The following is a 12,509-nucleotide window of genomic DNA, read 5'->3' on the forward strand; positions in this document are numbered from 1 at the left end:
AGAACAGCTTGCCTCAAGCAAGAAATTCCAAAACCTACGCAGTATTGGGATGATTGGGGGTGACACGGGGATACGGAGACAAGGGACAAGGATAATAAACAAAACTCCTCACTTTTAACTCAGCACAGGCTAAACGCCTCGTTACCCCTAACAGCACTCAACACTCAGAACTGTTTTGCCCCAGACCCTTCAGGAGTGCTGAGTGCTGAGCGGGGAATTTCGTTCTTTACTCAGAACTCAGAACGGGCTAAACGCCCCGTTAAGGGAACTCGGAACTGTTTTGCCCCATACTCAATATCCTATAAAGCAGTTCCCCCATCCTGCTGAGACCTGAATTGTGTCTCTGGCTGACCTGAGGTAGTAGTCAAAGCTCCATATCCAGATCCGGAAGTTCCATTTGGAGAATCTGGAGGATTTGAGCCGCCACGACGGTTACGATAAAATATCGCCTGAGCTAAGCTCTTAACCAAAATGTACAGAATTGGCACTAAGAACAAACTTAAGAACGTCGAAAGCAGCAGTCCGCCAAACAGCGCTGTTCCTAAAGACCAACGGCTACTTGCTCCCGCTCCTTGAGAAATCACCAAGGGTAAAAAGCCTAACAGCGCCGCAAAGGAAGTCATTAAGATGGGTCGCAAACGTTCTTGTCCAGCTTTCACCGCCGCCCGCGTGTAGCTCATGCCTTGCTCGTGCAATTGATTGGCAAATTCCACGACTAAAATCGCGTTCTTTGCAGCTAGACCAATCAAAGTTACCAGACCTACCTGGCAATAAATATCATCTACGACTTTTGGGAAGAGGCTACCCACCATGAAAATATTCGATCGCACCCAAAGCGCTGTCATAGCTCCCAAAACTGCTAGGGGAACCGTTAGCAAAATAATGATTGGGTCTATGTAGCTTTCATATTGAGCTGACAGCACCAGAAACACAATCACGATCGCTAAGGCAAAAATCAGCCCGGTAGATCCTCCAGATGTCTTCTCTTGGAGATAAGTCCCTGTCCACTCGTAACCAAATCCTTGAGGTAAAACCTCTGCTGCTAGTTGCTCCATCGCTTTAATTGCCTGTCCGGAACTAGCACCAGGAGCCGGAGCGCCCTGGACTTTGATTGAGCGATACAAGTTGTAATGGGAAATAGTTTTCGGTCCCACAAAGGGGGTAACTTTCACCAAATTGCTCAAAGGAATCATTGCCCCAGTAGCAGAGCGAACATACAGCTTGCCAATGTCATCAGGATTAGAGCGGAAAACCCCATCGGCTTGGACATATACCCGATACTGTCGCTGTCCCTGTATAAAGTCATTCACGTATTGCGACCCTAAGTAAGTTTGCAATGCCCCAAAGACATCGTTAATCTCCACATTTAGGGCTTTGGCTTGATTGCGGTTTACCTGGATTTCAAATTGGGGAGTGTCTGCGGTGAACTGAGTGAAGACTCGTTGGAGAGCAGGGTTTTTATTAGCTGCCCCAATGAACTTTTGAGCGGTATCAAGGAAGGTTTGAATTGGCGCACTACCGGTTCGGTCTTGAATAATAAACTCAAAACCACCTGTAGTACTTAATCCTCTAACTGGAGGAGCATTTACAGCGATCGCTCTAGCTTCAGTAATTGCAGACAGCTTTTTGTTTAGCCTTTGAAGTATGCCATAGACAGATTGAGATTCTTCAGCTCTCTCTTTCCAAGGTTTCAGGTTAGCAAAAGCAATGCCTAAATTAGAAGCATTTCCATCGAAACCAAAGCCACTAATCATAAAACTAGCTCTGACTTCCGGAGCCGAGGTGACTTCCTTGACAACCTTATTCATTACAGATTCGGTGTATTTCAAAGAAACCCCGTCAGGTCCTTGGACAATTACAAAGAAGTAGCCCTGATCTTCCTCTGGAATAAATCCAGTAGGCACTGCTCTGTACATCAAAACAGTTGCTACTAAACCACTGATAAAAACCCCAATCACAATCGGCTTGATATGGGTAAGGTAGCTAACAAACCTGACATAGCGCCGCGTGAACCAGCTAAATCCCCGATTAAATTGGGTGAAAAACCAGCCCAAAGGTCCCCGTGGAGTCTGAGCCGGGCGCATCAGAATCGCTGCCATACTAGGAGAGAAGGTTAAAGCGTTAAAAGTCGAGATCCCAATGGAGCAAGCAACGGTTAACGCAAATTGTTTGTAAACAATCCCAGTAGTGCCTGGAATGAATGCAACTGGAATAAACACCGCCATGAGTACGAGTGAAGTGGCAATAATTGCCCCAGTTAACTCTTTCATCGCTTCCACTGCTGCGTCAAATGGCCTCATGCCTTCTTCCAGTTTGACTGCAACAGCTTCCACCACAATAATTGCATCATCAACGACAATACCGATCGCCAGAACGAAACCAAATAAGGTCAGTGTATTAATCTGAAATCCTAAAACGAAAAGAGCCGCACATGTCCCAATCAAGGAAACAGGGATCGCAACAGTGGGAATAATCGTGGTGCGCCAGTCTTGCAAAAACACAAAAATTACCAAGACCACCAGGATAATCGCCTCAACCAGAGTGTGGAGAACTTCTTCTAAAGAAATTTCCACAAATGGAGTCGTATCAAATGCCAACTGTGCTTTCAGTCCGGGTGGAAAATTCTTTTCTAGTATCTTAATTTGTTCTTCAACAGCATGAGCAACATTCAGGGCATTACTACCGGGAAGTTGATATATCCCCAAACCTACGGCTGGCTTGGGAGCATTTCCTGGTATGGTGAATTTGGCATCAGCAAGATAGTTTTCTGCACCGAGTTCAACTCGACCAATATCTTTGACTTTAACTAGGGTGTTGGTGTTACTCGTAGTAGTGTTACCTTGAGCCACCTTTAACACCATCTCCTCAAATTCCGCTGCATCTTTGAATCGACTGGTTGCCTTTAAAGCAAATTCAAAGCTTTGATTATCTGGTGCTGGTTCCTTACCAATTGCTCCTGCACCCACCTGAATATTTTGTTCTTGCAGAGCAACTGTCACATCTTGAGGAGTTAGCTGATGTTGGGCGAGTTTGTTGGGATCGAGCCAAAGGCGCATCGCATATTTGCGCTCTCCAAAAATGGTGGCTTTTCCTACACCAGGAAGCCGTTTAATCTGATCCAGAATAAATAGGTCAACATAGTTACTAATAAAAATGTTGTCATATTCATTATTGTCTGAGTAAAAGCCATAGACAAGAAGCAGACTACTTGATGCCGTTTCAACAGTCACACCTGTTCGTTGAACAGTATCCGGTAATTGAGGTTCAGAGAGAGCTTCTTTATTTTGAACGTTTACTTGAGCAATATCGCTATTGACATTAGTTGGGAAGGAGACAGTTATATTGCTCGAACCATCATTACCCGTATTAGAAGATATATAAGATACATCTTTAACGCCATTAATTTGTCGCTCAATAATGTTGGTGACGGTGCTTTCTGTTGTTTGAGCGTCTGCACCAATATTATTGGAGCTAACGGTGATTTGTACCGGGGCGAGATCTGGTAGCTGAGAAATCGGCAGGATGGGAATACAAATGCTTCCCAGCAGCAAAATTATGAATGTACAGACGGTCGTGAGAACCGGACGCCTGATAAAAGTATTGACAAACATAAGTCAGAGAAGAGTTTTTGGGCATTGGCTATTGGGCATTGGGCATTGGGCATGGGGCATTGATCGTAGGGCATTGGGCATAGAGAAAAACAAAGCAGAAAGCTCGAGTTCTTTAATTTTATTAGCGTAGCGTAAAGCTTTACTCTTCTACCTTGGCGCTAGCCTCTCCCTTTGGGAGAATGGGAGACTTGCGTTCGAGAGACAGTTCCTTCGTCGGCATAGTAACCCTATCAGAAACTGGGCGCAGCGTCTCGTAGAAAGCGTCATATTGAATTTTGAATTGATTTATCATCTTAATTTCCCATACCCAATGCCCAATGCTCAATGCCTAATGCTTAATGCCCCATACTTAATGCCCATTAACAGTTTTTATCGCAAACTATCTCAAAAGTCCAAGACATATTGCTATAACCAAAAAGAATAGATCAAAAAACCAAATAGTATAGTATGGATGCTGACTTGCGCTTGCTTCGTTATTTTGTTGCCGTGGCTGAAGAATTAAATTTCACCCGTGCTGCCGAACGATTATATATCTCTCAACCAGCATTATCTAAGCAAATTCGCCAACTAGAGCGGGAATTGGGTATTGAACTACTGCGCCGTAATAGTCGAGAAGTGAAACTGACCGCTGCTGGTACAGCACTCTTACCTTTAGCCCAAAGACTTATCGATGATTGGGAGTTTACCTTATTAACTGTGCGAGAAGCAGCAGCAAGCCAAATGCAGACATTACGCGTCGGTTTCATTTGCCGGATTGGCAGCGAATTAACGAAAGCTGTACTTTCACGCTTTCAAGCCCTACAACCAGGATGGAAGGTAACGATTCGCTTCTTTGAGTTCTCAGATCCAACAGCAGGATTACTTTCTGGAAATACCGATGTTGCTCTATTACGATTACCAGTTCCTAAGCAAGAAAAACTATTCACTGAAATCCTGTTGGTTGAGCCAAGATGGGTTGCCTTATCATCTGAGCATCCCTTAACGCAGCGCGAAGTTTTGCATATGGCTGATTTGGTTAATGAGCCTTTTATTACAGTGCCTGGTGAAACAGGGATATGGCGCGATCACTTGCTAGCAAATGATGAGCGGGATGGCCATCCAATTGTCTTTGGTACAGAAGTAAATAATACTAACGAAGCAATGGAAGCGGTGATTAATGGTCAAGGAATAGCACTAGTCCCAGAAACCACTACACAGGTTTACGCCCTCTCCGGACAAACTTTCCGCCCAGTTAAGGATCTCAGCCCCAGTGTGCTAGCTGTGGCGTGGCGACGAGATTCTTCAAGTAGTGTAGTTCAAGACTTTGTGCAAGCTTGCCTTGATGTGAGTCAGCCAAGTGCCTGAATCAACGAGTATTTTTATTAGCTTGCTTTTTGAATTTGTATGTGATAATTTCTGCTTGTAGCGTATTCTACTGTTTTCCGACCGACTTAGTGGATTTAAAGTAACTAGGAATTTCCAATAAATTTGAATAATTTTAATGCATGACCAAAGTTTTCATTCTCGATGCCAACCAACAACCGTTATACCCAGTACGGATCAGTCGCGCTAGGCTGCTGTTGTCAGAAGGAAAAGCTACCGTATTTCAGCGATATCCCTTCACTATTATCCTTAAGGAGTCGCTTTCCCATTCCAAACTTGAGCAACTTGGCTTTAAGATTCATCCTAGTACAGCACGGCGGAAATAAACCACCCATTCTAAATCAACGAAACCCTTACGCTGCATTAATTTTGAATTTTGAATTCACGGCGGTACTAGTGTCAAAACTACTAAGCTGATGCGCGTCTAAAAGATATAAACACTCTTGATGGTCGTTGACTGTTGACTGTTGACGGTCATCAGTCATCAGCTAAATGTACAAATTAAATGCGTAACAACTTAGTACTACGATCGCTAAAATTAATCAACTTGGTAAGTAGCTTGATACAATAAAACGAAGCTATTTAAAGTGAATAACTAAACTAAAATCCTCATTTTTATTGCCAACGACGAATATTTACACCGACTTATTTATGAATGTCAGTAGTTAATATAGATGACAAACGATACTATTTTAGAACCATTGGCAGAAGACCAATGGTTTATTGAAAGCCAAGAGCTGCGTTCGCTTGTAGCAACAGTGCGCGAAATTAACGCCAGTAGTATTGGCGATCGCACCCAAGCTCTCACCAAACTGGAACCCTATTTTCAAGAGCTACTTGCCCAACAGCAATGGTTACCTGAAAAGTTTGCCCAAGTCAACCCCGACAGTAAAATGGGCGGTGGGATTGGTCAGTGGCTACTTTATCGGGCTAAAGACCGTTCTTTGTCAGTCTTTAGCTTGGTGATTCCCCCAGGTTCGACGACTCCCATCCACGACCATTTGGCTTGGGGATTAATTGGTTTATATAAAGGCAATCAAGAAGAAATAGTCTATCGCCGTGTAGATAACGGCGATGACCAAGGACACGCACAATTACAAATAACTGAAGTGCGATTCCTTCAACCAGGGGATATTTACCGCCTCTTACCTCCAGATGGTGATATCCACGCTGTTAAAACTACATCCCAGGGTGAATCTATATCTATTCACCTTCTCGGCAATGATACTGGTTGCGTCTGGCGTCACCAGTTCATCCCAGAATCTCACACCGTCAAATCTTTCCGCTCTGGATATTCCAATGCTCCCTGTAAAGAGGAGGAAAAAGAACATGCCTAAGTACGATAGACCACAACCCCCCAAATTCGAGCGAGTTGAGGATGAACGCTTGCACCGCAAGCAACGCCTAGCCGCTGCCTTTCGCCTATTTGGTCGCTTTGGTTTCAGTGAAGGGATCGCAGGTCATATTACAGCTCGCGATCCGGAGTTTACAGACCATTTCTGGGTCAATCCATTGGGAACATACTTCGGTCATATCCGAGTTTCTGACCTGCTCTTAGTTAATAGCGAGGGTGATGTAGTTAAAGGCGATGCTCAGGTGAATCAAGCCGCTTTCGCCATTCATTCTCAGATTCATGAGGCTCGACCTGATATAGTCGCGGCTGCACATGCTCATTCAATTTATGGTAAAGCGTGGTCTAGTTTGGGTCTTCTCCTTGACCCCTTGACTCAAGATTCTTGCGCTTTTTACGAAGACCATGCGCTATTTGAAGACTATAGTGGTGTCGTGTTGGATACCTCTGAAGGCAAGCGACTTGCTGAATCATTAAGCGCCAATAAAGCCATTATTCTCCGTAACCACGGCATTTTAACTGTGGGACATACGGTAGATGAAGCTGCTTTTTGGTACATTAGCTTAGAGCGATCGTGTCAAGCACAACTCCTAGCACAAGCAGCAGGTAGACCCACTATTATCAAGCATGAAACTGCCCGTTTAACACACAGCCAAGTGGGATCGGCGACAAGTGGGTGGTTTAGCTTCCAGCCACTTTACGATCGCATTATCCGCGAAGAACCCGATTTACTCGATTAGTACTGTGTTTTTTGGCACTGGGAGAATAGGGAACAGGGTCGCAAAAAAGGATATGTAGATACTGAGTCTTATTCAAAAATCAAATAGGAAGCCTATATACTACGGTAAACCTATAGATATATAGTATTTATATACTTCCAAGAAATCATTTTGATGATTAACCTAATCTTTCATCGCTTAATTGCCAAGTGTATATCCACGATCAAAATCAGGAAGATTTCATTTAACAATCAACCTCAATTATTCTCTTCTTCTGCTTTACCAATAGCGGGGGCTTTTATTACAGGTCTTTGTTTGAGCTTGCTATTTGCTGCCTGTTCATCGACATCCACTGTTAATTCTCCTGATCCCAGCGCTACATCTGTGGCTAATTCTACTTCTAGCAAACTAACAGTGTTACGATTTGGCTATCAAAAATCGAATATTTTATTGAGAACTAAAGGTGTCTTAGAAAAGCGTTTGTCACCAGATGGTATATCTGTAGAATGGATTGAATTTCCTGCGGGGCCACAATTATTAGAAGCGATGAATGTTGGTAGTATTGACTTTGGACATGTAGGAGAATCACCGCCAGTATTTGCCCAAGCCGCAGGAGCATCATTAACTTATGTAGCTGGTATTGTTTCTAGTCCTGCTGGTTCAGCTATTCTTGTTCCTCAGAATTCTCCTATTCAAAAACTGACTGACCTGAAAGGCAAAAAAATTGCTTTTCAAAAAGGGTCTAGCGCCCACTTATTGTTAGTCCAAGTTTTAGAAAAAGCAGGAGTCAAATACAGTGAAATTGAACCTAAATATTTGCCACCAGCTGATGCCCGTGCTGCATTTGTCAAGGGTAGTATAGATGCTTGGGTAATTTGGGACCCATTCTATGCAGCGGCTCAAGAGGCAACTAAAGCCAGAGTCTTGATTGATGGAACAGGAATTAATAAACAGGGAGGATATTATTTAGCAACCCGGAAATTTGTGACTGAAAATCCCCAAACTGTGAAGGCAGTTTTGGAGGAAATACAAAAGCTAGAAGAATGGTCTAAACAGCATCGAGAAGAGGTAGCAGAAACTCTATCATCTGTGTTAGGAATTGACATAGAAACCATGAAAAAGGCTACTCAGAGACGAAGCTTTGGAATTGTCCCAATTGATGATGATCTGATAAATTTACAACAAAAAGTTGCTGATACATATTATCAATTGAAGTTGATTCCTAAACAAGTTAATGTAAGAGATGGAGTGCTAACCAAAGAACAATACGCGGCATTTTCACCAAAATGACTGATGACTGTTAACTGATGATTGTTAACCGTTAACCTTCAACCATCAACGTGAAATCACATCCCCTTTTAAGGGTGGGATGAGCTTAATAATTTTGAATTTGGAGCGAAGCAACGTGACTAATCCTACAGAACTACTGCGATCGCGCTACGGTGAAATTCCCTTCAATCCCGAAATTGAATGGAACGATTCGCTGACAGCACTACTATCTCACCGTTCGATTCGTGCTTATTTATCTGATCCTTTACCACCGGGAACTCTGGAATTACTTGTTGCAGCCGCCCAATCTGCATCAACTTCCTCTAATTTGCAAACTTGGAGTGTGGTAGCAGTAGAAAATCAAGAACGCAAAGATGAGTTATCAAAACTAGCGGGGAATCAAGCACACATTCGACAAGCGCCTTTATTTTTGGTGTGGTTGGCAGATTTAGCGCGTCTGGCTTATGTTGCTGACAGTCGTGGCATATCCCATGACGGTCTGGAATATTTAGAAATGTTTGTTATGGCAACAGTTGACGCCACTTTAGCGGCGCAAAATGCCACAGTTGCAGCTGAGTCCCTCGGTTTGGGAACAGTATACATCGGTGGAATCCGCAACCGCCCGCAAGAAGTCGCAGAGATATTGAATTTGCCTTCCTCTGTGTATGCTGTGTTTGGGTTGTGTGTAGGCTATCCGAATCCGGAAGTGGATGCTGCAATTAAGCCACGCTTGCCACAATCAGCTGTCCTGCATCGAGAAACTTATAAATTGGCAGAACAAGACGAAGCGATCGCCCATTACAACAACATCATCAAAGAATTCTATACTGAACAAAAGATGAACATTGCTGGAGATTGGTCAGAACACTCAGCCGGGCGGATTGCAACTGTCGAGTCTTTGAGAGGACGCGATCGCTTGCGAGAAGTTCTGAATAACCTGGGATTCAAGTTACTCTAAACACGAAAAATCAAAATTATGGATTTGCAACTCCGTGGCAAAGTCGCCTTAGTAACAGCTGCTAGTAAAGGTTTGGGTAAAGCTACAGCAAGGCAATTTGCCCGTGAGGGTGCAAAAGTGTCTATTTTCTTCATTAGGATATTACATACTTGTTGAGACGTTGAGATAAGGTGGTATAACTGTGCATCAAAAACTCAAGGAACTAATAAATCTGTGTAGAAAACCCACCATCGAGCTACTTAGAAAGGCACTTTTGTGTAGACAAGAATTTTCTGAAGCTGAGAGTAATTTTATTACATATATGGCTGGATTTTCTCATCATGAATTTGCAGAAAGTTTATTTTCAGATTTTAATTTATCCTTCTTAGAAGGAACTTCGATATTTTTTGATAGAGAAAATAATAAGTTTCACTTCAAAATATTATTAAATGACCAATCTCATTACTGTAGTAAGTTACATATGGGAAGCATAGAGCGTAATTATGCCTCTCCAATGTTTGGGAGTCGCATGGCTTTCAGGGATAAAGATGGTTTATACATTGATAGCCTTGGAAAGCAGCTGCGCGGATGTTCTGGAGAACAGGTCAGAGCATACATCGCACAAGGAACATCAGGTCTAGCTGAAAACGTGGTATCCTATCAAAGAGATTTGCAAGATTATTGCTTAGTTACTCATTTCGTTGGAGCAGCTGAACCTAATGTGGATATAAATGTGAAAACTGTTTTCAGCAGAGTCACAGCGTGCATTTTTGTAAACACAATGGAGAACATTTTCTATAATTTGTCGCTCGATCAATTTCAACACCGAGTCGAGCTATACCCGTTACTAAAAAGCGTATATTGGTATGTCATAGATGCCATACAGCCTGAAAGAGTTACATATTTTCTACACAAAATTAAAGCCGATTTCAAACTCATGCAATATGATGTAAAATACGACTATCTTCAAGAAATATTACCTGAGATTGAGATAATGGTATTAGAAAATATTAGAAAGTCTTTCCAATAGTGCCTTTTAATTATAGGACTAATATTTGATTTTTGAAAAAGCTCCGTACATCTGAAGAGTGGGAAAATCAAATCTCGATCCCCCTAAATCCCCCTTAAAAAGGGGGACTTTGATAGACGTTTTTCCGGTTCCCCCCTTTTTAAGGGGGGCTAGGGGGGATCGAATTTTATGCAGCTTCATAAAGAATTGGTATTAGACCGTAAAATTGAGGCACACATCAGCTTATTCTTTCAGTGTTGTCGAAAAACTGAATTGTTCCTTGGCGATCGCTATCATCGATCGCAATTTCTGTAAATTTCCCTGTTGTGTACTCTCCAACGACATTGCGCCAGAATTTTTGAGCGATTGTATTTGTAGTAATTTGATAGATCTCCCACTTTCCGTAAAATCGGTCGAAGACTTGAGAAGCGACCAGCTTACCAATTCCTTGCTGCCTATATTTTCTTAAAATAAAGAACTCTGCAATCGAATATTCACTCTCTTGAATGTATGTGAACTGACTCACTAAAACAAATCCAGCCAGCTTTCCACCTACTCGTACAATGAAAGGGTAGCGATCGCCTTCCACCCAGTAATAATCTAAATATGGGTATCCAAAATAACCATGTTCATTAAGTTCTTTATGTTCAAACTCTGAAAAATCATACTGATAAAGCTCCATCATTCTTTGAATGAGTGGTTTGTCATCGATTGAAGCAGATAATACCTCTACATACATAATCAATCGAGCAAAAATAATCTTCTTTAATCATATTCAAGAGCAGCCCCAGAAGCATCTACAAACTTCTCTTAGATGTTATTTTAAAAATGGTTAGCTCTAATTGCTTGACTAAAATTAAGTTTAATTCTAGATTTTTAGAGGCAAAACATTTACTATCTTGTATTTTTTATTCAAACTGCGTACATGAAGTTTTACTTGGTACTCAGTATCATAATACCATAAGTTCAGAGAAAACCTCCATGCACGACCACAAATTATTTGATGCTAACATTGAGAGCGATCGCGTTCTCTTAACCCCCAATCAAATCAAATCAAGACTACCCTTAACTAAATTAGCAGAACACAGAGTTCTAACATATAGACAGGAACTAGAAGATATTCTTGAGTTTCGCGATCGCCGAAAATTCATAGTAGTTGGTCCATGTTCAATTCATGACCCAAAAGCAGCAATCGAATATTCTGAAAGATTGAAAATATTGGCTGAGCGAGTTAAAGATAACCTACTCATAATTATGCGAGTCTACTTTGAAAAGCCAAGAACAACCGTAGGCTGGAAAGGATTAATTAACGATCCAGATATGGATGATTCTTTTCATGTAGAAAAGGGGTTATTAATTGCCCGCGAACTGTTATTAAAAATTACAGAATTGGGATTACCTGCTGGCACAGAAGCACTAGATCCAATCATCCCTCAATACATTAGTGAACTGGTCACCTGGTCTGCTATTGGGGCACGCACAACAGAATCACAAACTCATCGAGAAATGGCCAGTGGACTCTCCATGCCTGTGGGTTTTAAAAACGGTACTGATGGCAATATTCAAGTAGCTTTGAATGCTCTACAATCAGCGAGAAACCCTCATAATTTTTTGGGAATTAATCAAAATGGACAAGTCGGTGTATTTGAAACCAAAGGAAATGCCTACGGTCATGTTATTTTAAGAGGTGGTAATCAGCCCAACTTCGATGCAGCAAATGTAAAACTGGTAGAAAATAACTTAAAAGAGGCAAATTTACCACCGAGAATTGTCATTGATTGTAGCCACGGGAATACGAATAAAGACTACAAATTACAAGGTGCTGTCTTGGAAAATATTATTCAGCAAATATTGGATGGTAATACATCAATAGTTGGTATGATGCTGGAATCGAATTTATTTGAAGGTAATCAACCAATTAATGGTAAAAAAGAAGAATTAAAATATGGTGTTTCTGTAACTGACAAATGTATTAACTGGGAAGAAACAGAGAAAATTATTTTGGCTACTCACAAAAAACTTAAGTAAGTGACCAAAGAATTCAGTAGTCAGTCAAATTAGAGGTTATTTATCAAAAAAGGCAGAGGGCATTTCTTGCTGGAGGCAGAAGGGAAATACTGCTTCCTGCAAGAATAATAGTCAGCCCTGGTTAATCCCAAGCATTCACAGGCCATACCTAACGCCTCTCAGGTATGGGGATATGAGTAAAGGCGATCGATACTGTTAGCGAATGTATTACATATTTGTAAAT

At 41.8% G+C, this 12,509-nt stretch carries 11 protein-coding genes; 9 read left to right on the forward strand and 2 right to left on the reverse strand.

The window, feature by feature from the left end:
• Nucleotides 1-299: 299 nt before the first annotated feature.
• Complete coding sequence (locus tag ACFG4S_RS08415; RefSeq protein ID WP_392534364.1) at nt 300-3,611, reverse strand: efflux RND transporter permease subunit; 3,312 nt, start codon at nt 3,609-3,611, stop codon at nt 300-302.
• A gap of 447 nt (nt 3,612-4,058) precedes the next feature.
• Here ACFG4S_RS08415 and ACFG4S_RS08420 point away from each other — a divergent pair, with 447 nt between their 5' ends.
• The 8 genes from ACFG4S_RS08420 (at nt 4,059) to ACFG4S_RS08455 (ending at nt 10,279) form a co-directional block, all read left to right on the forward strand.
• Nucleotides 4,059-4,955 carry a LysR family transcriptional regulator gene (locus ACFG4S_RS08420; protein ID WP_392534365.1) on the forward strand — a complete coding sequence of 299 codons (897 nt, stop codon included), beginning with the start codon at nt 4,059-4,061 and terminating at the stop codon, nt 4,953-4,955.
• A 140-nt stretch (nt 4,956-5,095) separates the two neighbouring features.
• Nucleotides 5,096-5,299, forward strand: a complete 204-nt coding sequence (locus ACFG4S_RS08425) for an RRXRR domain-containing protein (RefSeq protein ID WP_392534366.1) — start codon at nt 5,096-5,098, stop codon at nt 5,297-5,299.
• A 348-nt stretch (nt 5,300-5,647) separates the two neighbouring features.
• Nucleotides 5,648-6,310, forward strand: a complete 663-nt coding sequence (locus tag ACFG4S_RS08430; RefSeq protein ID WP_392534367.1) for a hypothetical protein — start codon at nt 5,648-5,650, stop codon at nt 6,308-6,310.
• Nucleotides 6,303-7,064 carry a class II aldolase/adducin family protein gene (locus tag ACFG4S_RS08435; RefSeq protein WP_392534368.1) on the forward strand — a complete coding sequence of 254 codons (762 nt, stop codon included), beginning with the start codon at nt 6,303-6,305 and terminating at the stop codon, nt 7,062-7,064. Before ACFG4S_RS08430 ends, ACFG4S_RS08435 begins: the two co-directional genes overlap by 8 nt.
• A gap of 153 nt (nt 7,065-7,217) precedes the next feature.
• Nucleotides 7,218-8,333 carry a sulfonate ABC transporter substrate-binding protein gene (locus ACFG4S_RS08440; protein WP_392534369.1) on the forward strand — a complete coding sequence of 372 codons (1,116 nt, stop codon included), beginning with the start codon at nt 7,218-7,220 and terminating at the stop codon, nt 8,331-8,333.
• Between the two features lie 115 nt (nt 8,334-8,448).
• Nucleotides 8,449-9,270, forward strand: coding sequence for an NADPH-dependent oxidoreductase (locus ACFG4S_RS08445; protein ID WP_392534370.1), 822 nt, complete (start codon nt 8,449-8,451; stop codon nt 9,268-9,270).
• Nucleotides 9,271-9,288: 18 nt separating this feature from the next.
• Nucleotides 9,289-9,426, forward strand: a complete 138-nt coding sequence (locus ACFG4S_RS08450) for an SDR family NAD(P)-dependent oxidoreductase (protein ID WP_392534371.1) — start codon at nt 9,289-9,291, stop codon at nt 9,424-9,426.
• Nucleotides 9,427-9,451: 25 nt separating this feature from the next.
• Nucleotides 9,452-10,279: a hypothetical protein gene (locus ACFG4S_RS08455; RefSeq protein ID WP_392534372.1), complete on the forward strand. Its 828-nt coding sequence runs from the start codon at nt 9,452-9,454 to the stop codon at nt 10,277-10,279.
• Nucleotides 10,280-10,496: 217 nt separating this feature from the next.
• Here the strand turns inward: ACFG4S_RS08455 and ACFG4S_RS08460 are convergent, their stop codons facing one another.
• Nucleotides 10,497-10,997, reverse strand: a complete 501-nt coding sequence (locus ACFG4S_RS08460) for a GNAT family N-acetyltransferase (RefSeq protein ID WP_392534373.1) — start codon at nt 10,995-10,997, stop codon at nt 10,497-10,499.
• A 242-nt stretch (nt 10,998-11,239) separates the two neighbouring features.
• On the opposite strand from ACFG4S_RS08460, the gene ACFG4S_RS08465 reads away from it, so the two are divergent.
• Nucleotides 11,240-12,286 carry a 3-deoxy-7-phosphoheptulonate synthase gene (locus ACFG4S_RS08465; RefSeq protein WP_392534374.1) on the forward strand — a complete coding sequence of 349 codons (1,047 nt, stop codon included), beginning with the start codon at nt 11,240-11,242 and terminating at the stop codon, nt 12,284-12,286.
• Nucleotides 12,287-12,509 lie beyond the last annotated feature (223 nt).

Origin of the sequence: Nostoc sp. C117, from assembly GCF_043099735.1 — a bacterium.
Taxonomy (GTDB): Bacteria; Cyanobacteriota; Cyanobacteriia; order Cyanobacteriales; family Nostocaceae; genus Nostoc.

Excerpts from the sequence above, each read along its gene's own strand:
- ACFG4S_RS08415 (WP_392534364.1), bottom strand. The coding sequence starts at position 3,611 with ATGTTTGTCAATACTTTTATCAGGCGTCCGGTTCTCACGACCGTCTGT.
- ACFG4S_RS08420 (WP_392534365.1), top strand. The coding sequence starts at position 4,059 with ATGGATGCTGACTTGCGCTTGCTTCGTTATTTTGTTGCCGTGGCTGAA.
- ACFG4S_RS08425 (WP_392534366.1), top strand. The coding sequence starts at position 5,096 with ATGACCAAAGTTTTCATTCTCGATGCCAACCAACAACCGTTATACCCA.
- ACFG4S_RS08430 (WP_392534367.1), top strand. The coding sequence starts at position 5,648 with ATGACAAACGATACTATTTTAGAACCATTGGCAGAAGACCAATGGTTT.
- ACFG4S_RS08435 (WP_392534368.1), top strand. The coding sequence starts at position 6,303 with ATGCCTAAGTACGATAGACCACAACCCCCCAAATTCGAGCGAGTTGAG.
- ACFG4S_RS08440 (WP_392534369.1), top strand. The coding sequence starts at position 7,218 with ATGATTAACCTAATCTTTCATCGCTTAATTGCCAAGTGTATATCCACG.
- ACFG4S_RS08450 (WP_392534371.1), top strand. The coding sequence starts at position 9,289 with ATGGATTTGCAACTCCGTGGCAAAGTCGCCTTAGTAACAGCTGCTAGT.
- ACFG4S_RS08460 (WP_392534373.1), bottom strand. The coding sequence starts at position 10,997 with ATGTATGTAGAGGTATTATCTGCTTCAATCGATGACAAACCACTCATT.
- ACFG4S_RS08465 (WP_392534374.1), top strand. The coding sequence starts at position 11,240 with ATGCACGACCACAAATTATTTGATGCTAACATTGAGAGCGATCGCGTT.